This is a genomic window from Allobosea sp., assembly GCF_017308015.1.
Lineage (GTDB): Bacteria > Pseudomonadota > Alphaproteobacteria > Rhizobiales > Beijerinckiaceae > Allobosea.
In genome coordinates this window covers 39,383-60,056 of the sequence record NZ_JAFKFW010000031.1, presented here as the reverse complement: position 1 = coordinate 60,056, position 20,674 = coordinate 39,383, and the positions used below count along the sequence as shown (strand labels likewise).

The window sequence follows — 20,674 nt, the reverse complement described above, 5'->3', positions numbered from 1 at the left end:
GCGGCCTATGCGGAGTATGTTCGCCGCAACGACTACGCCTCCGGTATCGAGCTCGTCGCCGAGAGCGAGAATGTCGTGATGACCCGAACCTTCTCGAAGATTTACGGCCTCGCCAATCTGCGCATCGGCTGGATGTATGCGCCGGCCCATATCATTGACGCGCTCGAACGCATCCGCGGCCCGTTCAACGTCAACGGCGCTGCGATCGAGGCCGGCGCCGCCGCTGTCGCCGACGACGCACACGTCTCTGCCGCCCTTGAGCACAACGAGAAGTGGCTGGCCTGGACGACGGCGGAGTTGGAGAAGCTCGGCCTGACCGTCACGCCCTCGGTCGGCAATTTCGTGCTGATCCATTTCACCAGGACGCCCGGCAAGACCGCCAAGGATGCCGACGCCTTCCTGACCCAGCGCGGCCTCATCCTGCGCGCCGTCGGCGGCTATGGCCTGCCGGATGCGCTGCGTATGACCATCGGCAGTGAGGAGGCCAACCGTCTCGTCGTCGCCGCGCTCGCCGACTTCATCAAGGCGTGACCGAGATGGCGGAAAGCTTCGCGCCGCGCCGTTCTGAGCCGGTCTTCGCCCGCCTCGCCATCATCGGCATCGGGCTGATCGGCTCCTCGATCGCGCGCGCGGCGAAGGAGCTGAACCTTGCCGGCACGATCGTGCTGGCCGATCGCGACGAGGCCGTCCGCAAGCGGGCGCGCGAGCTCGGCCTCGGCCATGTCGTCGCTGAGACGGCGGCGGAGGCGGCCCGCGATGCCGATCACATCATCTTCTGCGTGCCGGTCGGAGCCTGCGGCCCGGTCGCGGCCGAGATCGCATCGGAGCTGAAGCCCGGTGCGATCGTTTCCGATGTCGGCTCGGTCAAGGGCTCGGTCGTCGATGCCGTCTCGCCGCATCTGCCGGAAGGCGTCGCCTTCGTGCCGGCCCATCCGGTGGCGGGCACCGAGAATTCTGGCCCCGATGCCGGCTTCCCGAGTCTCTTCCTCAACCGCTGGTGCATCCTGACACCGCCGGAGGGCACGGACGCGGCGGCCATCGCGAAAACCCGCCAGTTCTGGGAGGGGATGGGCGCGCTGGTCGAAGTGATGAGCGCGCAGCATCATGACCTCGTGCTGGCCGTCACCAGCCATCTGCCGCATCTGATCGCCTACAACATCGTCGGCACGGCCGAGGATCTGGAGGCGGTGACGCAGTCCGAGGTGATCAAGTTCTCGGCCGGCGGCTTCCGCGACTTCACCCGCATCGCGGCCTCCGACCCGACGATGTGGCGCGACGTCTTCCTGCATAACAAGGAGGCCGTGCTGGAGATGCTCGGCCGCTTCAACGAGGACCTTGCCCTGCTCACCCGCGCCATCCGCTATGGCGATGGCGAGACCCTGCACAAGCACTTCACCCGCACCCGCGCCATCCGCCGCGGCATCGTCGCGCTCGGCCAGGAGAAGCCCGAGACGGAGAAGCTGCGCAAGGATTGACGGCTGGTGTGCACAGTCCCGTCGAGACGGTGTGCATGGCGTCGAGTTTGGCTTGCCAAGCCCGGCGCCTGCTGGTACAGCGCCACCCGTTGCCGCAATAGCTCAGCTGGTAGAGCACCTCATTCGTAATGAGGGGGTCGGGGGTTCGAATCCCTCTTGCGGCACCACGATTATTCCCCGACATCGCAGCGCGTCATGGCCATCGCCTCTGATGGGTGCCCCGTTTTCGGACGCAGCCGGAGAGATGGAGCGCGTTCCGCTGTGGCCGCTCTTACTTCAACTGGCTGTCTTTGCTGCCGCGCCGGTTGTAGCTGGATTGCGCCGCCGAGCGGTCGTGTCCGGACTGGCAGGCGACGCAGAGCCGGGCGCCAGGCATGGCGAGCCGACGCGCTTCGGGAATCTCTTCGCCGCATTCCTGGCAGTAGATCTCGCCGGGGCCGCTTGGCAGCCGTGAGCGTGCAAGACGAACCGCATCCGTGATCGAGCCATCGATCTGGTCCTGAACCGCCCCGTCGGGAGCCCATCCGCTTGCCATGTCGCAACCTCCATAGCCTCAAGATGGCCTTGGACGGCGGGAATTCCAAGAGTTCGGGGAGGGATCCGGTCAGGCGAAGCGCTTCGCGCCTGCGACGCAGAGCACGACCACGGCGGTCGCCGCGATCATCGTCCAGGCGATCGGCTCGCCGAGCAGCCAGCCCGCCAGCATCAGCCCGAAGAACGGCTGGAGCAATTGAAGTTGGCCGACACTGGCGATACCGCCGAGCGCCAGGCCGCGATACCAGAACACGAAGCCGACGAGCATGCTGAAGACCGAGACATAGCCGAGCCCGATCCAGGCCGGCGTGCCGATGCCCTGCCAAGTCGCGGGCCAGAACAGCAAGGCGATGACAGCCATCGCTGGCAACGACAGGAGCAGCGCCCAGGAAATCACCTGCCAGCCACCGAGCCGGCGCGACAAGGTCGCGCCCTCAGCATAGCCGAGCCCACAGAGCAGGACGGCCGCGACCATCAGCAGGTCACCCGCCAGCGAGCCGCTTTCGCCATTGACGAGCGCGAAGCCCGCGACGGTCGCGCTGCCGATCCCCGAGAACAGCCAGAACATCGGCTTCGGCCGTTCGCCGCCGCGCAGTACGCCGAACAGCGCCGTCGCGAGCGGCAACAAGCCGATGAAGACGATCGAGCGTGCCGAGGGAATATGCTGCAGGGCGAGCGCCGTGAGCAGCGGAAAGCCGAGCACCACCCCGAGCGCGACGATCGCGAGCGGGCGGATATCGGCCTTCCCGGGCCATTGCTGGCGTAGCAGTACGAGGCAGGCCGCGCCCAGGAGAGCCGCGATGGCAGCGCGGGCGCCGGTCAGGAACAGCGGCGAGAATCCGGCCACCGCCACGCGTGTCGCCGGCAGCGAGCCGCTGAAGATCAGCACGCCGACGAGCCCGCTGCCCCAGCCCTTGCCACCCAGGTTGCCGAACATGCGATTCATCCTGCTGCTTCGCCGGAAGCCGTGCTCTAGGTGCGGGAAAGCGACGAAGCCAGCGACAGACCGATACATTCATGGCAAACTGTGTGGCTATGGATCGCCATACAATCGTCAAAAGCAAATCCGCCGCGACCCGAACGGAGGCGGTGATGGCAGCGATTCGTGGTCGCCTGGCGGCGCGGACGCTGGCCCCGGGCGACCGCTTGCCCTCGATCCGCGGCTTTGCCGCGACGATGAAGGTTTCGCCCTCCACCGTGGTCGAAGCCTATGACCGTCTGGCAGCCGAAGGCCTGATCCGCGCGCGGCAAGGCTCCGGCTTCTATGTGACCGGCGGGGGCCTGCCGCCCCTGGCGCTGACGCAAGCTGCATCGCCGCAGGAGCTTGTGGTCGATCCGTTCTGGGTCTCGCGCCAGTCGCTCGATGCCGGGCCCGGCACGCTGAAACCGGGCTGCGGCTGGCTCCCACCCGGCTGGATGCCGGACGAAGCCTTGCGCCGCGGCTTCCGGGCGCTGGCCCGCGCCGATGGGGCCATCCTTACCGATTATGGCGGCACGCGCGGTGCCTCTGTCCTGCGCCGTCTCCTGCTCGGGCGCTTGGCCGAGGCCGGGCTTGCGGTTACGCCGGAACAGCTCATGCTAACGGGCTCGGGCACGCAGGCGCTCGACCTGATCTGTCGGTTCCTGCTGCGGCCGGGCGATGCCGTGCTCGTCGACGACCCCTGTTATTTCAATTTTCAGGCGCTTTTGCGGGCGCATCAGGTGCGCGTCCTGAGTGTGCCCTATACGCCGTCCGGTCCGGATACGGCGTTGTTCGAGACGGTCGTCGCGGCCGAGCGCCCGCGCCTCTACCTGACCAATTCGGGGCTGCATAATCCGACCGGTGCTGGCCTGTCGCCACAGGCTGCCTATCGTGTGCTCAGCGCTGCTGCCGCCAATGACGTAATCATCGTCGAGGATGACATCTTCGCCGATTTCGAGCCCGAGCCATCCTCGCGGCTGGCGGCGCTCGATGGACTGGAGCGTGTCATCCGGATCGGCAGCTTCTCCAAGACGCTGTCGGCCGCCGTCCGCTGCGGCTATATCGCGGCGCGGGCGGACTGGGTCGAGGGGCTCGTCGACCTGCAGGTCGCGACCAGCTTCGGCGGACCCGGTCCGGTCTCGACGGAACTGCTGGCCGGGGTTCTCGCCGGCGGCGGCTACCGCAAGCACATGGAAGACCTGCGCCGTCGCCTGGCCCAAGCGCGGCGGGAGGTCGCCGACCGGCTGGAAGCGCTGGAAATTCGTCCCTGGCTGATGCCGCGCGGCGGCTTCTACCTCTGGTGCCACCTTCCGGCGGGCGTCGATTCCGCCGAGCTTGCCCGCCTGGCCGTGATGCAGGGCGTGGTGCTGGCACCGGGGAATGTCTTCAGCGTGGCCCAGACTGCCGGCAGTTTCATGCGCTTCAATGTCGCCCAGTCGCGCGATCCGCGGGTCATCGAAGTGCTCAGGCAGGCGATGCCGGCCATCCAGCAGGTGGCGCCGAGCGCCGGCGGCGTTTGAAAAGGGGGTGCCTTCCCTGCCGGCGCGAAATTGCGCCGCACTCGTCAGCCCGGTGCGCCCCTGTTATAGACCGCCGCAAGGACCGGCCCGGCCGGACAGGACCGAGAGCTTTGAAATCATGCATCTGAGGATCGGCACACGCCGCAGCCCGCTGGCGATGGCCCAGACCAACCACGTCATGGGCATGATCCGGGAGAAGTTCCCGGAGGTGGAGTTCACTCTCTGCCAGATCGCCACCATCGCCGATCGCGATCGCGTCTCCGAGTTCCACCAGTTTGGCATGGTCGGCGTCTTCGCCGTCGAGCATGAGCAGCAACTGGTGAAGCGAGAGGTCGATTTCGTCGTCCATTCGCTGAAGGATCTGCCGACCACCTTGCATGAGGGCCTCGTCCTCGCTTCGGTGCCGCCGCGCGAGGACCCGCGCGATGCGCTCTGCGGCGCGACCATGGCCTCGCTGCGCCAGGGCGCGCGCGTCGGTACGGGCTCGCTCCGGCGCCGCGCCCAGATTCTGAACCTGCGGCCGGATGTGACCGTTGTTCCGATCCGAGGCAATGTCGGCCCGCGCCTCGCCAAGATCGACGGTGAGGATGCGCTCGATGCGGTCATCCTCGCTCAGGCCGGCCTGCGCCGGTTGGGGCTTCACGAAGCCTCGTCGGAGGCGCTCGCCCCGTCCCTGTTCCCCTATGCCGTCGGGCAGGGTGCGCTTGGACTGGAGGCCCGTGCCGAGGATACGGCGGTGCTCGAGGTGCTGAAGGCGATCGAATGCCCGCAGGCCCGTGCCGAGGCCGAGGCCGAACGCGAGATGATGCATGCGCTGGGGGCAGGGTGCAGCCTGCCCGTTGGCGCCTGTGCGCTTTGGCAGGACGGCCGCCTGACGCTGCATGCGCAGGTCACTTCGATCGAGGGCACCGAACGCGTCATAGCCGATCAGAGCGCACCGCCGGAACAGGCGCGCGAGCTGGGCCTCTCGGTGGCGCAGATCCTGAAGGACCGGGGTGGCGTCGCAATCCTCGAGAAGAGCTATCGCGGCCACTATCCGAGCTTCAAGTCGCTGTAGACCTCGGCTTGGTAGCGGCACGATAACGATCCGGCCGGCTGCCGCATGCAGGCGCATGGCGCGACCTGACGGTGCCTGGGGCCGGAGGCGACGCTGTCGTGCCGAAAGACACGAGGCGCCATCTTCAAGGCTTCGATAGTCGACAGGTCGACGGAGTGCCTCGGATGGCGCCGGTCACCGCGCGTCCTCCCGGTGACCTTTCCGCCTCCTGACAGGAAGGAGCGGATGCGGTGAATCGTGAGTTCGTCAGACGAAATTCACCACAGTCGCGTCGCGGCGGAAGCGCGTTTGGCGTGCGGGGAAGCCGGCGTTGCGTGGCTCGCGGAGACTTGTTGTGGAAGGGGCATCGCCCAGTTGCTTCCACTTAGTCGAGCATATTCACCACATTTCGACAAGCGTGCAGGTTTCTGTGGAGGCATGCGCGAAAATCAGTGGTCAGGGCGCGGGTTCTTCAATCACATTGTCAAAAAAATTAAACGATATCGAGGGAGATGACGGTGCCGCGCGTTTTGATCGCCGAGTTCATGCACGAGACGAACACCTTCAGTGTTCAGCTCACGGACGAGGCCACCTTCCAGGCCCGTCGCGTCTACCGCGACAACGAAATTCCAGGCGCCTTCCGCGGCACGCGCACCTCGATGGGGGCGGCCTTCGAGGCGGCCGACAAGTTCGGCTGGAGCCTTGCCCATCCGTTGGTGGCCGGTGCCAACCCGTCCGGTCGCGTCACCGATGCCGCCTTCGACCTCTTTGCCGGCCAGATCGTTGATGCCGCCTCCGGGGCCGATGGCGTGCTGTTGCACCTCCATGGTGCCATGGCGACGGAAAGCTCGGACGACGGCGAGGGCGAATTGCTCGCTCGATTGCGCAAGCGCATTGGGCCGGATGTGCCCGTGGTCGTCGTGCTCGACCTGCATGCGACCGTGACGCAGCTCATGGCGGACAATGCCAATGCGCTGATCTCGTACCGCACCTATCCGCATATCGATCAGTACGAGCGGACCTGGCAGGCGGCCGAACTGCTGCAGCGCGCGATGAAAAGCGAGATCAGACCCAAGGTTGCGCTCGCCCGACGTCCGATCCTCTACGCGCTCGACGGCGGCCGCACCACCTCGCCTCCCTTCCTCGAACTGCTGCGCCGTGGCGACGCACTCGAAGCCTCCGGCGACGCGCTCGTCGTCAGCGTTCAGGCCGGCTTCTCTTCGGCCGACGTGCACGATATCGGCCCCTCGATCGCGGTCACGGCCGATGATCGCAACAAGGCTCAAGGCATCGCCGAGGAACTGATGGACTATGCCTGGGCGCAGCGCCGCTTTTCCTCGATCCATTTCACGCCGCTGGCCGAGGCCATGGCCCGTGCCAAGGCCGGCGAAGCCGACACGGGCAAGCCCGGCTACAAGCCGGTCGTTATCTCTGATTATTCCGACAATCCCGGTTCCGGCGCCTATGGCGACGCCACCAACCTGTTGCGCGCCGTGCTCGATGCCGGGCTGAAGAATGTCGGCTTCCATGCGATCTGCGACCCCGAAGCGGTGCTCGTCGCGCAGGCGATCGGCGTCGGCAAGCGCGGCCGCATCAGGCTCGGCGGCAAGGTCGATCCGACGATGGGCGGCGGGCCACTTGATCTCGACGCGCATGTTGTCGCCGTCACCGACGGACATTTCCTCTGCCATGGCCCGATGGCCGGCGGCGTCTGGCGCAATTACGGGCTCTCGGCCCTGCTACGGGTGGACGATGTCGAGATCATTGTCATCACCCATAACGGCCAGGCGACCGACCTCGCGCAATTCACCTCGCTCGGCATCGATCCGACCCGGAAGTCGACGGTGATCGTCAAGTCGATGCAGCATTTCCGGGCCGCCTTCCAGCCGATCGCGCGCGAGGTGCTCGAGGTCGATACCGGCGCGCTTTCGACCCGCAATTTCAAGGAGCGGCCCTACAAGAAGGTCCGCCGTCCGATCTTCCCGCTGGACGATATCTGACCGCGGCTCGCAGGAGCCGGCGATGACAAGCGCATAGGAGAATACCATGGCGATTCAGGCCGATATCGTATTGCGCAACGGGCCGATCTGGTGCGGGCGCGAGGAAGGCGTCGTCGAGGCACTGGCGATCTTCCGTGACAAGGTATTGGCGGCCGGCAGCGATGCCGAGATCAAGCCGCTGATCGGGCCGAAGACCCGCGTCATCGATCTGAAGGGCCGGCTCGCCACGCCGGGCCTCAACGACTCGCATCTGCATCTCGTCTCGCTCGGCATGACCATGGGCTGGGTCGACTCCAAGCCCGAGGCCGCGCCGACGCTGGAAGCTCTGCTCGGTGCGATCTCGGCGCGCGCCGCACAATCGAAGCCGGGCGAATGGATCCTCTCGCGCGGCTACGATCAGACCAAGCTCGATACCGGCCGCCATCCCTATCGCGAGGAACTCGACCGCGCGGCCCCGAACAACCCGGTGATGCTGGTGCGCGCCTGCGGTCATATCGCGATCTGCAACTCCGAGGCTCTGCGCCTCGGCGGTATCGACGAACAATCGCCGACGCCGCAAGGCGGTCTGATCGAGCAGCAGAACGGCCGCCTGACCGGCCTGCTGGCCGAGAACGCCCGCGCCCCGGTCCAGGCGGCGATTCCGGCCGCGACCGAGGAGGACATTATCGCCGGCATCGAGCGCGGCGGCCGCTACCTGCTCTCGCTCGGCATCACCAGTTGCATGGATGCCGCTGTCGGCCAGAAGGGCGGCTTCCGCGAGATCGCCGCCTATCATCGCGCCAAGCGCGACGGCCGTCTGCCGGTTCGCACCTGGCTGACGCTGCTCGGCGACGATGGCCGCTCGATCGTACCGGAGTGCTACGCAGCCGGCCTGATCTCCGGCACCGGCGACGAGATGCTGATGGTCGGCGCGGTCAAGCTCTTCCTCGACGGCTCGGCCGGCGGCCGCACCGCCTGGATGACCGAGCCCTATCTCGGCGAGGACAAGACCACCGGCGTCTGGATGTGGGAGGATGCCGAGCTTGAGCGCATGGTGCTCGACGCTCACAAGAAGGGCTATCAACTCGCCTGTCACGCCATCGGCGATGCCGCGATCGAGCAGCTCATCACCGCCTATGAGAAGGCGCTCGCCGCCTATCCCGATGCGGACCGGCGCCATCGCATTGAGCATTGCGGTTTCTCGACCCCGGTCCAGCACGAGCGCATGGTCAAGGCCGGCATCTATCCCTGCCCGCAGCAGGTCTTCATCCATGATTTCGGCGATGCCTATGTAAAGGTTCTGGGACCCGAGCGGGCGCTGCCGAGCTATCCGCTCCGCACCTGGTTCGATCTTGGCCTGAAGCCGGCGACGGGCAGCGACGCGCCGGTCTGCGATCCCAACCCCTTCCCGAACTTCCACACCATGCTGACGCGTGAAACCTGGAAGGGCACGGTGATGGACGCCGCCCAGTGCGTCACCATCGAGGAGGCGTTGCAGGCCTATACCGAATTCGGCGCCTTCTCGCAGAAGCAGGAGAAGGTGAAGGGCCGGCTCGCGCCGGGCTTTCTGGCGGACGTCGCGGTGTTCTCGCGCGACCTGCTGAGCGCCGCGCCGGCCGATATCCTCAAGGACACACGCTGCGATCTGACCATCCTCGGCGGCAATGTCGTTTACGAACGAGGTGCCTGAGGTGGAGCATTTTTGCGCGAAAAATGCGGTCTCGTCTGAATAAAATGCGAAAAATAGCGCATAAAAGGCTCGTAACAGCGTGAATTGCCGAGCGGTTCGGCGAATTTGACCACGCAGGGGAAGACAAGCGCGGCAAAGCCGTTATGGTTCGACTGGAAAGCAAAAAACTCCGGATCAGCCGGATTAGATGGGAAACGGGAGGATTGATCGTGTTGTTGAAGAAACTTGCCTTCGCTACCGCGCTGACGCTGGCCGCCTTCACGGTATCTGCACAGGCTCAGGAACCGCGCCGCGGCGGGACGATCCGCTTCACGGCGCCCTATGGCGCCTCCTTCGTCAGCAATGACAGCCATGTCTCGAACCAGATCCAGGACGAGATCTACGGCTATGCGCTGCACAGCATGCTGTTCCGCTGGGATTCGAAGGCCGGCAAGCCCGAGCCCGAACTCGTCAAGACCATGACCAGCTCGGCGGACGGACTGACGCACACGCTGAAGCTGCGTGATGACGCGCTCTTCCACAATGGCCGCAAGATGACGGCGGACGATGTGATCTGGTCGTTCCATCGTCTGGTCGACGGTTCCAAGAACTATCCGGGTGCGAGCCGCGTCGTGCGCATCAAGGGCGCTGAGGCCGTTCGCAAAGGCGAGGCAAAGGAGATCTCCGGTCTCAAGAAGATCGATGATTTCACCATCGAGATGACGATGACCGATCCGGCCGATCCCAGCTTCCTGTTCTTCGGCGCCACCACGGCGATCATGCCGGCCAAGGAAGCGCAGCAGCCTGACTTCTTCAACAAGCCGATCGGCCTCGGTCCGTTCAAGTTCGTCGAGCATGTTCCCGGCTCGCGCATGGTCTTCGAGCGCTGGGAGAAATACTACAAGCCCGGCAAGCCCTATGCCGACAAGCTGGTGATCTCGCCGATGGGCGAGGCGGCCGCGCGTGACGTCGCCTTCCGCAACAAGGAAATCGACGTCTCGATCCTGGGGTCGACCCAATATGTCGCCTATCAGGCCGATCCGAACCTGAAAAAGGGCATCCTGGAGGTTGCGGAGGTCTTCACCCGCAACATGGGCATGAACCCGGCCTACAAGCCCTTCTCCGACAAGCGCGTGCGCCAGGCGATCAACTATGCGATCGACAGCGACCTGATCATCAAGCGCCTTGTTCGCGACAAGGCCTATCGCGCGGTGAGCTGGCTGCCGAGCTCGGTCCCGGCTTTCGACAAGAGTGCCAAGCCTTATGCCTTTGACCCGGAGAAGGCCAAGAAGCTCCTGGCCGAAGCCGGCTATCCGGATGGCTTCGAGTTCGAATGGACGGCGACGCCGAACGAGAGCTGGGGTATTCCGATCGTCGAAGCGACGATCCCGATGCTCGCCAAGGTCGGCATCAAGGTGAAGGTCAAGCCGGTCGAGACTTCGGCGCTCGGCGGTATCATCGCGAAGGGCGACTTCCAGGCCTATATCTGGTCGAACACGTCGGGACCCGATCCGTTGACGGCGTTGAAGTGCTTCCACTCGGCAACGCCGCGCTCGTCTTGCAACTACACCACCTTCAAGAGCGCCGCTTTTGACAAGTTGTTCGAAGAGGCTGCGGCGGAGAGGGATACCGGCAAGAAGATCGAGCTCATGAAGAAGGCCAACGCTCTGCTGCAGGAAGAGGCCCCCGTCTGGTTCTTCAACTACAACAAGGCGGTGATGGCTTATCAGCCCTGGTTGCACGGCCTCCAGGCGAACGCGACGGAGCTCGCGCTCCAGCGCTATGAGGATCTCTGGGTCGACGCCTCTTCGCCCGCGGCGAAGTAAGCGCGCTTCCGCAGAAGCTCCCGCCAGCTCGACGATATCCGTCATCCCGGACCGGTGCGGCCATGCCGCCTGTCCGGGGTGACGAAGATTTTCGAGCCTCGACCTGAGTCCGCCCCGCGGCGGCGATCAGGAGTTGACCATGCTGCCCTATGTCGTCCGCCGCCTGCTGCAGGCCATCCCGATCCTGCTTGCGGTAGCCGGACTCATCTTCGTGATGTTCAGCGTCATTCCCGGCGATTTCGCCTCGACCCAGATGGCCGACGGCCGCTCGGTCGTCGATGCCGAGCAGGTCGCGCGCATGAACAAGCAGTTCGGCCTTGACGATCCCGTCCATGTGCGCTTCGCGAATTACGCGATGAAGCTCGCGACGTTTGATCTGGGCACCTCGTTCCGTACCCGCCAGCCGGTGATCAATTCGCTGCTCGAACGGATCTGGCCCAGTCTGCAATTGGCCATTGCCGCGATGGCCTTCGCCATCGCCCTCGGTATCCCGCTCGGCTTCCTGGCGGCGTTGAAGCCGGGCGGCTGGCTCGACATGCAGTCGATGTTCGTTGCCGTGTCCGGCCTGTCGCTGCCGCAGTTCTGGCTCGGCTTGATGCTGATGTATGCCTTCGCGCTGGTGCTTGGATGGTTCCCGAGCTTCGGCTATGGCGACGGCAATCCGCGCTATATTGTGCTGCCGGCTGTCGCGCTCGGCGTGGCGCCGCTCGCATTGCTCGCCCGCACGACGCGTGCCGCCGTGCTCGAGGTCATGAATGCCGACTTCGTTCGAACCGCGCGCGCCAAGGGCAATAGCGAGACCCGGGTGATGCGCTGGCACGTGGCGCGCAACGCCATGGTCATCGTGCTGACGACGCTCGGGCTGCAGTTCGGCTCGATCATGGGCGGCGCGGTCGTGATCGAGAAGCTCTTCGCCTGGCCGGGCATCGGCTCGCTCCTGGTCGACAGCGTGTCGCTGCGCGACATTCCCGTCGTTCAGGCCTGCATCCTGCTGCTCGTTCTTTTCTTCCTCGTCGTGAACATCATCGTGGACGTGCTCTGCGCTCTGATCGATCCGCGCATCAAATACACCTAGGGGCGGGGCATGAAATTCCGGGCTAATCTGTGGATCGGCGGCGCGCTCTTTGCCGCCGTCGTGATCGGCGGGACGCTGGCGCCCTGGCTGGCGCATACCGACCCCGTCATGGATGCCAACCTGATGAACGCCGAGGTTCCGCCCGGCAGCGAATTCTGGTTCGGCACGGATGCGCAGGGCCGCGACATCTACAGCCGCGTGCTCTACGGCGCGCGCATCTCGCTGACGGTCGGCATCGTTTCGCAGATGATCAACACGGTGATCGGCGTGGCGCTGGGCATGTCGGCGGGCTATTTCGGCGGTTGGTGGGACGATTTCGTCAACGGCCTGACCAATCTCATGCTGTCGATCCCCTCGCTGATCTTTGCGCTCGCCATCATGGCCATCCTCCAGCCGGGTCTCACCAGCCTGCTGATCGCGCTCGGCCTGACCAACTGGTCCTATACCTGCCGGCTGTCGCGTGCTGCGACGCTGTCGATCAAGCAGCAGGGCTATGTCGAGGCGGCGCGCTCCTTCGGTTCGAGCAACCTGCGCATCATGCTGCTGCAGATTCTGCCGAACATCGCTGGCCCCATCATCGTCATCGGCACGCTCGGCATGGGCGGCGCCGTGCTGGCAGAGGCGGCGCTCTCCTTCCTGGGGCTGGGCATCCGTCCGCCCTTCCCGAGCTGGGGCTCGATGCTCTCCGATGCGCGCGACCAGATCACCACCGCGCCCTGGATCTCGGTCTTTCCAGGCTTGGCCATCTTCATGACGGTGCTCGGCCTCAATCTCCTGGGCGATGGCCTGCGCGACATCCTCGACCCGCATTCGCAGCTTCGTAAAGCCTGACAGTAGAGCCTATGACCACGCCAGACCCGATCGATCCACCGCTCGAGACCATCCGCTTCCACGGACTGAAGGCGGGGCCGAAGCTCCTCGTTTTCGGGGCCGTCCACGGCAACGAGACCTGCGGGCCGAATGCGATCGCCCGTGTGATCGAGGACTGCCGCGCCGGCCGTGTCTCGATCCAGCGAGGCGAGGTCACCTTCCTGCCTGTCGCCAATCCCAAGGCCTACCGGCAGAACACCCGCGAGGGCGACCGCAACCTCAACCGCGACCTGCGCGAGCGGCCGCAGCCTGTCGACAACGAGGACCGGATCGGTAATCGCCTCTCCGCCATCCTGCGTCAGCACGACATGCTGCTCGACGTCCATTCCTTCTTCACCGGGGAGGGCGTGCCCTTCGTCTTCTTCGGTCCGGACGACAACCGCGGCTCGCTCGAACCGTTCCGCCATGGCGCGGCGGAAGCGGCCTTCGCCGCCTGCCTTGGCGTCGACCTGATGATCCATGGCTGGCTCGACATCTATGTCCGGCTGATTGCGGCACGCGAGCGGCTGAACCTGCCGCGGCTCGCCGTCACCGAAGGGTTCGGCACGACGGAATTCATGCGCTTCGCCGGTGGCTATGGCGTGACGCTCGAATGCGGTCGCCACGAGGACCCGGCTTCCGTCGATGTCGGCTACAGGGCGATCCGCAACGCGCTTGCGCATATCGGCCTGACCGAGGAGGCGGCGCCGGCACCGGTCGCCCGGACCGTCGTCCATATGGACGATCTCGTCATCTGCGAGGCCGAGGGTGACCACGTCGAAGGGAGCTGGAAAACCGGTGACCGCGTCGCCAGGGGCACGCCGATCGCCCGCCGCGCCGACGGCACCGTCGTGACGATGCCGCGCGACGGTTTCATCATCTTCCCAAACCCCAAGGCTAAGCCCGGCGAGGGAATCTGCTATCTCGGGACGGAGAGCTCTCGCCGGATCTGAGAGCGTTGGCGAGCGAAGTGGATACCGGCTCGCCTGAAGAAAATGCGATTGCGAGGCCCTGAAGCCGGCTACTGCACGATGCCGCGCTTGCTCCCGAAGCCGGGAATGTTGCAGCCGCAGTTCGAACCATAGGGTAGCGGCGGCGTCGGGCAATCGCCCCGCCCGGTGACGCAGATATCGCCGTAGCGCGGCTGCCGGTAATACGGGCGCTCATAGCCGTAGTCGCGGCGGTAATGCCGCCTCGGTGGCGGGCGATCGTCGTCATCGTCGTCGTCATAAGCCTGCGGATTGTTGTAAGGTCCGCCGTAATATTGAGCATGGACCGGAAGGGCGCCGAGCAGGACGGTGCAGGCCAGAACAGAGATCGTGAGCTGGCGACGCAGCATGTTCGTTCCTTTCAATATCCGCGCGGGCGGGCGGGCCGGCACGGCGTTCGTTCTCTCTAGCCGGCCCATCATGAACGGCTGCTGAGGCAACCTCGGGGCGCGGGAAAGGAACTCCGGCGGGCGTTGGATCGGCGAAGGGCGGTATCGCCGATGGCAGCAAATGGCGTGGCACGGCAAACGCCGATCCGACCGTTAAAATGCCGGGCATCGGGCTGACGGGTTCTTAGAGCCTCCTGCTTAGAGCCATGTGCCATGCATCTGCTGATGAGGCCCCGCAAACGCGCCGCGCAGTTGCCCGCGGACATCGAGATCGAGATCATCTCGCGTCTCTTCGCGGCCCTGCCTCAAATCCTCTGCATCGCAGCAGGACTGATCGTCGGTTCCGCCATCATGGCGGTCCAGACGGGGCAGGCAATCTTCTGGTGGCTGACGGGAGCAGGCGTCGTGACGACACTGCTGCGTGTCGCCAATATCGTCGGCTTCAACCGCCGCGACCCCGCGCGCGGGCTGACCTTGGCGGAGGCGCGGCGCTGGGAGGCCGGCTACGCCTACACGGCCTTCGCCTTCACGCTTGTCATCGCTGCGCTGACGCTGGCCGCGGCTGCCACCGATTATGCGGGCGGCTTCGTGCTCAGCCTCGGGCTCACCATGGCGCTGACGGCGGGGTCCTATCTGCGCACCCTGCGCTTCTGGATCTGTGCGGCGCTCTCGACCATCGCGATCGGAACGCTGGTCGTCGCCTTCCTGGTCTCGGGCGATCCGCTCTATCAGGCGCTCAGCGTGCTGCTCCTCGTCTATCTCTATTCGATCTATGAAAGCTCTGATCACATCATCGGCCAGTTCGAGGAACTGCTGATGGTGCGGCGCGAGCTCGATTTCGCCGCGAGCCATGATCCGTTGACCGGGCTCGCGAATCGCCGCGGGCTCGACAGCGTGCTGCGCGAAGCTGGCGAGAGCGGTGAGGCGCTCGGCCTCCTGTTGCTCGATCTCGACGGTTTCAAGCTGATCAACGATCGCCATGGCCACCTGGCCGGTGACGAACTGCTCAAGCAGGTCGCGATGCGCTTGAAGAGCGTTGTCCGGCCCGGCGATAGCGTAGCGCGGCTGGGGGGAGACGAATTTGCACTGGTCGTGCGCGGCATCGAGGATGCGGCTGCGCTCTCCGAAGTCGCCAACCGGGCGGTGTCCGTGGTCAAGGCTCCGTTCCTGCTGATGGGACAGCTCGTTTCCGTCGGTGCCAGCGTCGGGATTTCCGTCAAGTCGGAGCGGGAAAACGCGCATTGGACGGCGGAGGTCCTGACGCGAGCCGCAGACGAGGCGCTTTATGGGGCCAAGCGCGCCGGCAAGGGCCGCAGCATGGTTGCCCACTGGGATGATGTCGCCTGACATTGCTTCGCGGGGACGATAGCTTGATCTCGGTCGGCCATTCACCTACCGTCCGGAAGGTAGATGAATGTCGGTGATGCGGTCAGAACGGGAGAAGACGATGTCGGCCGTCGAAAAACCTGGAGCGGACGGCGTCCGCCGCTCGCCTTACTTCAGCGAGGAGCATGAGGCGCTGCGCGACCAGATCCGCCGCTTTGTCGAGACCGAGATCAAGCCGCATGCCCTGCAATGGGAGGAGGACGGCTTCGTCCCGCGCGCGGTGCTGCGCAGGATGGGCGAACTCGGCTTCTTCGGCATCCGCTACCCGGCCGAGTATGGCGGCTCCGAGATGGACACGATGGCGACGGTCGTTCTGGCCGAGGAACTGGGCCGCTCCACCTTCTCGGGCGTCGCAATAACGGCCTTGGTCCATACCGATATGGCTTCCGTCCATATCGCCAATGCCGGCAGCCAGGCGCAGAAGGATAAATATCTGCCCGCGATCATCGCCGGCGAGAAGATCGTCGCGGTCGCCGTCACCGAGCCCGATGCCGGCTCGGACGTGAAGGGCATCCGCACCACGGCGCGGCGCGAGGGCGACCATTACATCCTCAACGGCGCCAAGATGTTCATCACCAACGGCGTCCATGCCGATCTCTACTGCGTCGCGGCCAAGACGGACCCGCAAGCGCGGCCCTCCCAATCGGTCTCGATCTTCGTTGTCGAGAAGGGCACACCGGGCTTCTCGGTCTCGCGTGCCCTCGACAAGCACGGCTGGCGCTCCTCGGATACCGCTGAGCTTTCCTTCGTCGATTGCAGGGTGCCGGCCGAAAACCTGCTTGGGCAGGAGGGCCGCGGCTTCTACGCGATCATGAGCAATTTCCAGAACGAGCGTACCGTGATCGGCGCCATGGCGATGGGTGAGGCACAGGCCGCGATCGACTTGACGCTGGACTATGTCCGGACGCGCAAGGCCTTCGGCGCGCCGCTCTGGGAGAAGCAGGCCATCCGCCAGCGCCTTGCCGAGCTCGCGGGCAAGGTCGAGGCCGGCCGCCAGCTCGTCTACCACGCCGCCTGGCTCGATGCGCAGGGCTTCGACGCCACCCGCGAGGTCTCGATGGCCAAGGCCTATTGCGGCGAGCTGGTCAACGAAGTCATGTACGACTGCCTGCAGTTCCATGGCGGCATGGGTTACATGCGCGAAAGCGCGATCGAGCGCATGACCCGCGACGCCCGTGTTCAGTCGATCGGCGGCGGTGCGACCGAAGTCATGCTCGAGGAAGTGGCGAAGCGGCTGTGAGAGACAGGCGCCTGTCATCCCGTGCGCGCTGTTGTGCAGACACGGAACCGTCCTCCGGAAAAGGCGCCCTCTCGTCGCGCGGTCCCGTTTCTGCGCAGCGGCACTACGCGCTGCAGCGCGCAAGGGAAGGCACCTTGTGAGTCAAGCCTCAACCACCCGGCCAGCAACCGAAGGCGGCTCGCGCCGCCTGATCCTCGACCATGCCGCACGGCTGCTGCGCGGCGGCGGCTATCACCAGACCACCTTGCGCGAAATCGCCGAGGCCGTCGGCATTCGCAAGGCGAGCCTCTATTACCATTTCGGCTCGAAGGAAGAGATCGTCGAGGCTGTCGTCAATGATGGCGTGCGCTTCGTCCATGAGGCAGTCGTCGCGGCGCTCGCCGCGGAGGAGGGCGCCTCGCCACGCGACCGGCTGGAAGCAGCGATCCGCGCGCATCTCTCCGCCTTGCACGGCCATGGCGACTACACATCCGCCAGCATCAAGGTTTTCACCTTCGGCGCGGCACCCGTGCCGGAAAGCGTACGCGCGGCGCGCCGGGCCTATGAGGATGTCTGGCGCGGGCTAATCGCCGAGTGGCAGGGGACGGGCGGCATCCCCGCCGGCAACTCACCGGACGTGCTGCGCCTCTTCCTGCTCGGAGCGCTCAACGGCTCGACTGACTGGTATCGGCCGGAACGCTATGCGATCGATGCTCTGGCGCGCGAATTCGTGGCGCTGCTCTCGCCACCTTGAGCCTTTTGCCCCGCCTTCCACGCAGAGGCAGGCGGCATCGCCATGGCTGACCGGCGCGTTGGCGGTTGCTAGCATCCCCCATGCGGGGCCGCGGGTCGCCTCGCGATCTGACGAGGATCCTTCACCTGATGCGCGCCTTCTATCACCCCGATCAAGCCCTTCACGATCCCCAGCAATATATGCGCTTCGGCAAGGTCGTTGCCCCTAAGGACCTGCCGGAACGGACCGAACGTCTGCTTGGCGCGCTGAAGAAGCACGGCATCGCGCCAGAGGAGCCGGCGGCGCATGGCACCGATCCGATCCTCGCGATCCATGATGCCGGCTTCGTCAAATTTCTCGAGACCGCCTGGGCGCGCTGGCAGGACCTGCCGGCCGAGCGCGGGCCGGAAGTCTGGCCGAGCACCTTTCCCTATTGGAGCGGCCGCCCGGACGAGGATGTCCGCTCGCCCTGCCGCCCGACCGGCTTCATCGGCCAGCTCGGCTGGTATCTCGGCGATCTCTCGGTGCCGATCGGTGAGCATTGCTGGCATTCGACGCTGCGCTCGTCCGAGACGGCCGTCTCCGCCGCCGACGCCGTGCTGGCCGGCGAGCGCGCCGTCTATTCGCTCTGCCGCCCGTCCGGCCACCACGCCCGTGCCGACCGCGCGACTGGCTTCTGCTATCTCAACAACACGGCGATCGCCGCGCAGCGCCTGCGCTCTAAATTCGGCAAGGTCGCGATCCTCGACGTCGACGCGCATCACGGCGACGGCACGCAGCAGATCTTCTATCGCCGCAACGACGTGCTGACGATCTCGGTCCATGCCGACCCGTCGAATTACTACCCGTTCTTCACTGGCTATGCCGACGAGCGCGGCAACGGTCCGGGCGAGGGCTTCAACCTCAACCTGCCGCTGGCGCATGGTGCGGGCGGTGCCGCGATGGAGTCCGCGGTCGCCGAGGCCGGCAAGGCGATCCGCGATTTCGGCGCCGAGGTTGTGGTGATCGCGCTCGGCTACGACGCCCACAAGGACGACCCGATTGGCGTGCTGAAGCTGGAGGCCAGCGATTTCGGTACGATCGGCCGGCTGGTGAAGGGTTTCGGCCTGCCGACCTTGGTGGTGCAGGAGGGCGGCTACGCCGTCGAGGCGATAGGGGACTGCCTTGACGCGTTCCTCGGAGAGTTCAAGTAGCGTCCGTCTTTGTGATCGCAGGTCTCCCCCGCGCCGCAGCACCGGCGTGCCGCGGCGCGGGGGAGATGACGCCCTTCAGCGCCGCTTGATGCCGCTCAGATCGCAGCCTCGATCAGGAAGGGACCCTTCCTGGCCAGGGCAGCCTTGAACAGGCTCGTGAACTCCTCGGCCGTGGTGGCGCGCGCGGCTTCGACGCCCATGCCCTTGGCCATCATCACCCAGTCCAGCGCCGGCTCGTCGATATTGAGCATCAGCGTGGCGTTGCGGCCGAAATCGTTGACGCCGACGGCGCGCATCTCGCCATGCAGGATCTGATAGGTCCGGTTGGCGAAGACGACCGTGACGATGTCGAGATTTTCGCGCGCCTGCGTCCACAGGCCCTGGACCGTGTACATGCCCGAGCCGTCTGCCTGCATGCCGATGACCTTGCGGTCGGGGCAGGCGACGGCCGCGCCGATGGTGAGCGGGATGCCCTCGCCGATTGCGCCGCCCGTGAGCTGGATATAATCGTGCTGCGGCGCGCTGTGGCAATCATAGTAGAAGTTGCGGCCGGAAGAGACCGACTCGTCACAGATGATGCAGTTCTCGGGCAGCAGGGCCGAGACGATGGCGCAGGCCTTGTCGGCATCGAGCTTGCCCGTCGGCAGGCCGGCCTGCTCCTTGCGCGGCGGGGCGATGTAGAGCGGGGCGGTCTTGGTGGCGCCCATCTCCTCGGCGAGCGCGTTGATCGCAGCCGGCAGGTCATCGCCGGGGATCGCAAGCTTGGCGACCTCGCAGCCGTCATGGATCAGGCGTCCAGGCTTGCCGGGATAGGCGAAGAAGCCGACCGGGACCTGCGCGCCGACGAGCACGAGATAGTCGATATCCTTGAGCTGCTCGAGCGCCTTGTCGATCGGATAGAACACTTTCGGAATGGCGACGCGGCCGGCGCCGCGCTGAATGCGCCCGTTCGACATCTGGCTGAAGATCTGGGCGCCGGTCACCGCGCAGATGCGGGCGGCCATCTCCATCGGCTTCTCGCGCAGCGCGAGCCCGGTCAGCAAGATCGCGCCGCGCTTGCCATGCTTGCGCAGGCCGGCCGCGACTTCGCGGATCGTCGCCGCATCGACATTCTTCAGCGCCGGCAGTTCGGTCGGCTTCAGCGTGGCGGGCTCGACGCTGCCCCAGGCGCAATCGGCCGGCAGGATCACGGTGGTGACGCCGGGCAGGGTGAGCGAGGCGACATAGGCTTCCCCGATCGCCGGCCCGACATCCTCCGCCGTCGCGATGCGGCGGACGAAATGCGACATCGGCTCGGCCAGACTCTCGATATCGCTGGTCAGGGGCGCGTCATGCTGGAGGTGGTAGGTCGCGTGGTCGCCGACGACATTGATCATCGGCGTGCGGGCGCGCCTAGCATTGTGCATGTTGGCGAGCGCGTTCGCCATGCCCGGCCCGCAATGCAGCAGCGTCGCCGCCGGCTTGTCGGCCATGCGGGCATAGCCGTCGGCTGCACCGGTCACCACGCCCTCGAACAGGCCGAGCACGCAGCGCATCTCCGGCTTGCGGTCGAGCGCCGCAACGAAATGCATCTCGGAGGTTCCGGGATTGGCGAAGCAGGTATCGACGCCGTTGATCAGAAGCGTGTCGCAAAGGCGGTCGGCGCCGTTCATCCTAAAAACCTCGACTCATGAAACAAGGCGCTTCCCGCGCCGGCGGGCGGAAGAGGAGGAAATTCCCTCTGCCCTGTCAAACGAGAGAATGTCATGACTTCCTCAAGCGACGCTGATCGGCCGCTTGACGTGTTTGCATATGCAATTACGCTGATCTGGAACGAAGGTTGCATCGCGCCATCGATGACG

18 protein-coding genes and 1 tRNA gene are annotated in these 20,674 nt (G+C 65.7%); 15 read left to right on the top strand and 4 right to left on the bottom strand.

Annotated features, from left to right (window positions below):
• The 3 genes from J0I42_RS21145 to J0I42_RS21135 all read left to right on the top strand — a co-directional run.
• Nucleotides 1-531, top strand: a 531-nt coding sequence (locus J0I42_RS21145; RefSeq protein WP_291657767.1) for an aminotransferase class I/II-fold pyridoxal phosphate-dependent enzyme, incomplete at its 5' end; no start/stop codon positions are given.
• Between the two features lie 5 nt (nt 532-536).
• On the top strand, nt 537-1,475 hold the full coding sequence (locus J0I42_RS21140) for a prephenate/arogenate dehydrogenase family protein (protein WP_291657765.1): 939 nt from the start codon (nt 537-539) through the stop codon (nt 1,473-1,475).
• Between the two features lie 91 nt (nt 1,476-1,566).
• Nucleotides 1,567-1,642: transfer RNA gene (locus tag J0I42_RS21135), tRNA-Thr, on the top strand.
• A 104-nt stretch (nt 1,643-1,746) separates the two neighbouring features.
• Here the strand turns inward: J0I42_RS21135 and J0I42_RS21130 are convergent.
• Both J0I42_RS21130 and J0I42_RS21125 read right to left on the bottom strand, forming a co-directional pair.
• Nucleotides 1,747-2,010: a DksA/TraR family C4-type zinc finger protein gene (locus tag J0I42_RS21130; RefSeq protein WP_291657763.1), complete on the bottom strand. Its 264-nt coding sequence runs from the start codon at nt 2,008-2,010 to the stop codon at nt 1,747-1,749.
• Nucleotides 2,011-2,079: 69 nt separating this feature from the next.
• Nucleotides 2,080-2,946: a DMT family transporter gene (locus J0I42_RS21125; RefSeq protein ID WP_291657762.1), complete on the bottom strand. Its 867-nt coding sequence runs from the start codon at nt 2,944-2,946 to the stop codon at nt 2,080-2,082.
• Nucleotides 2,947-3,101: 155 nt separating this feature from the next.
• On the opposite strand from J0I42_RS21125, the gene J0I42_RS21120 reads away from it, so the two are divergent.
• The 8 genes from J0I42_RS21120 (at nt 3,102) to J0I42_RS21085 (ending at nt 13,877) form a co-directional block, all read left to right on the top strand.
• Complete coding sequence (locus tag J0I42_RS21120; protein ID WP_291657760.1) at nt 3,102-4,490, top strand: aminotransferase-like domain-containing protein; 1,389 nt, start codon at nt 3,102-3,104, stop codon at nt 4,488-4,490.
• 118 nt (nt 4,491-4,608) lie between these two features.
• Nucleotides 4,609-5,547 (top strand): hydroxymethylbilane synthase, encoded by a 939-nt coding sequence (gene hemC / locus J0I42_RS21115; protein WP_291657758.1) that lies wholly within the window; start codon nt 4,609-4,611, stop codon nt 5,545-5,547.
• 497 nt (nt 5,548-6,044) lie between these two features.
• Complete coding sequence (locus J0I42_RS21110) at nt 6,045-7,526, top strand: M81 family metallopeptidase (RefSeq protein WP_291657756.1); 1,482 nt, start codon at nt 6,045-6,047, stop codon at nt 7,524-7,526.
• A gap of 46 nt (nt 7,527-7,572) precedes the next feature.
• Nucleotides 7,573-9,195: an amidohydrolase gene (locus J0I42_RS21105; protein ID WP_291657754.1), complete on the top strand. Its 1,623-nt coding sequence runs from the start codon at nt 7,573-7,575 to the stop codon at nt 9,193-9,195.
• 215 nt (nt 9,196-9,410) lie between these two features.
• Nucleotides 9,411-11,000 (top strand): ABC transporter substrate-binding protein, encoded by a 1,590-nt coding sequence (locus tag J0I42_RS21100; RefSeq protein WP_291657774.1) that lies wholly within the window; start codon nt 9,411-9,413, stop codon nt 10,998-11,000.
• Nucleotides 11,001-11,139: 139 nt separating this feature from the next.
• A complete protein-coding gene (locus tag J0I42_RS21095) occupies nt 11,140-12,075 on the top strand; it encodes an ABC transporter permease (protein ID WP_291657752.1) in 936 nt (311 codons plus the stop codon).
• 9 nt (nt 12,076-12,084) lie between these two features.
• On the top strand, nt 12,085-12,906 hold the full coding sequence (locus J0I42_RS21090; protein WP_291657750.1) for an ABC transporter permease: 822 nt from the start codon (nt 12,085-12,087) through the stop codon (nt 12,904-12,906).
• An 11-nt stretch (nt 12,907-12,917) separates the two neighbouring features.
• Entirely contained in the window at nt 12,918-13,877 is a 960-nt protein-coding gene (locus J0I42_RS21085) for a succinylglutamate desuccinylase/aspartoacylase family protein (RefSeq protein ID WP_291657748.1), read from the top strand.
• A gap of 68 nt (nt 13,878-13,945) precedes the next feature.
• Here the strand turns inward: J0I42_RS21085 and J0I42_RS21080 are convergent, their stop codons facing one another.
• Nucleotides 13,946-14,263 (bottom strand): hypothetical protein, encoded by a 318-nt coding sequence (locus J0I42_RS21080; RefSeq protein ID WP_291657746.1) that lies wholly within the window; start codon nt 14,261-14,263, stop codon nt 13,946-13,948.
• Between the two features lie 264 nt (nt 14,264-14,527).
• On the opposite strand from J0I42_RS21080, the gene J0I42_RS21075 reads away from it, so the two are divergent.
• From J0I42_RS21075 to J0I42_RS21060, 4 genes are all read left to right on the top strand, one after another.
• On the top strand, nt 14,528-15,649 hold the full coding sequence (locus J0I42_RS21075) for a GGDEF domain-containing protein (protein WP_291657744.1): 1,122 nt from the start codon (nt 14,528-14,530) through the stop codon (nt 15,647-15,649).
• Nucleotides 15,650-15,749: 100 nt separating this feature from the next.
• The gene (locus J0I42_RS21070) at nt 15,750-16,928 is read left to right on the top strand and encodes an acyl-CoA dehydrogenase family protein (RefSeq protein WP_291657742.1); all 1,179 of its coding nucleotides are present in this window, start codon (nt 15,750-15,752) and stop codon (nt 16,926-16,928) included.
• A gap of 136 nt (nt 16,929-17,064) precedes the next feature.
• Nucleotides 17,065-17,661, top strand: a complete 597-nt coding sequence (locus J0I42_RS21065; RefSeq protein WP_291657741.1) for a TetR/AcrR family transcriptional regulator — start codon at nt 17,065-17,067, stop codon at nt 17,659-17,661.
• A 128-nt stretch (nt 17,662-17,789) separates the two neighbouring features.
• The gene (locus J0I42_RS21060) at nt 17,790-18,833 is read left to right on the top strand and encodes a histone deacetylase family protein (RefSeq protein WP_291657739.1); all 1,044 of its coding nucleotides are present in this window, start codon (nt 17,790-17,792) and stop codon (nt 18,831-18,833) included.
• Nucleotides 18,834-18,928: 95 nt separating this feature from the next.
• On the opposite strand, the gene J0I42_RS21055 is transcribed toward J0I42_RS21060, so the two are convergent.
• Entirely contained in the window at nt 18,929-20,485 is a 1,557-nt protein-coding gene (locus J0I42_RS21055) for an acetolactate synthase large subunit (protein ID WP_291657737.1), read from the bottom strand.
• Nucleotides 20,486-20,674 lie beyond the last annotated feature (189 nt).

Coding starts and splice junctions, on each gene's coding strand:
- J0I42_RS21080 (WP_291657746.1), bottom strand. CDS start 14,263: ATGCTGCGTCGCCAGCTCACGATCTCTGTTCTGGCCTGCACCGTCCTG.
- J0I42_RS21105 (WP_291657754.1), top strand. CDS start 7,573: ATGGCGATTCAGGCCGATATCGTATTGCGCAACGGGCCGATCTGGTGC.
- J0I42_RS21075 (WP_291657744.1), top strand. CDS start 14,528: ATGAGGCCCCGCAAACGCGCCGCGCAGTTGCCCGCGGACATCGAGATC.
- J0I42_RS21140 (WP_291657765.1), top strand. CDS start 537: ATGGCGGAAAGCTTCGCGCCGCGCCGTTCTGAGCCGGTCTTCGCCCGC.
- J0I42_RS21125 (WP_291657762.1), bottom strand. CDS start 2,946: ATGTTCGGCAACCTGGGTGGCAAGGGCTGGGGCAGCGGGCTCGTCGGC.
- J0I42_RS21060 (WP_291657739.1), top strand. CDS start 17,790: ATGCGCGCCTTCTATCACCCCGATCAAGCCCTTCACGATCCCCAGCAA.
- J0I42_RS21090 (WP_291657750.1), top strand. CDS start 12,085: ATGAAATTCCGGGCTAATCTGTGGATCGGCGGCGCGCTCTTTGCCGCC.
- J0I42_RS21055 (WP_291657737.1), bottom strand. CDS start 20,485: ATGAACGGCGCCGACCGCCTTTGCGACACGCTTCTGATCAACGGCGTC.
- hemC (WP_291657758.1), top strand. CDS start 4,609: ATGCATCTGAGGATCGGCACACGCCGCAGCCCGCTGGCGATGGCCCAG.
- J0I42_RS21070 (WP_291657742.1), top strand. CDS start 15,750: ATGTCGGCCGTCGAAAAACCTGGAGCGGACGGCGTCCGCCGCTCGCCT.
- J0I42_RS21120 (WP_291657760.1), top strand. CDS start 3,102: ATGGCAGCGATTCGTGGTCGCCTGGCGGCGCGGACGCTGGCCCCGGGC.
- J0I42_RS21085 (WP_291657748.1), top strand. CDS start 12,918: ATGACCACGCCAGACCCGATCGATCCACCGCTCGAGACCATCCGCTTC.
- J0I42_RS21095 (WP_291657752.1), top strand. CDS start 11,140: ATGCTGCCCTATGTCGTCCGCCGCCTGCTGCAGGCCATCCCGATCCTG.
- J0I42_RS21130 (WP_291657763.1), bottom strand. CDS start 2,010: ATGGCAAGCGGATGGGCTCCCGACGGGGCGGTTCAGGACCAGATCGAT.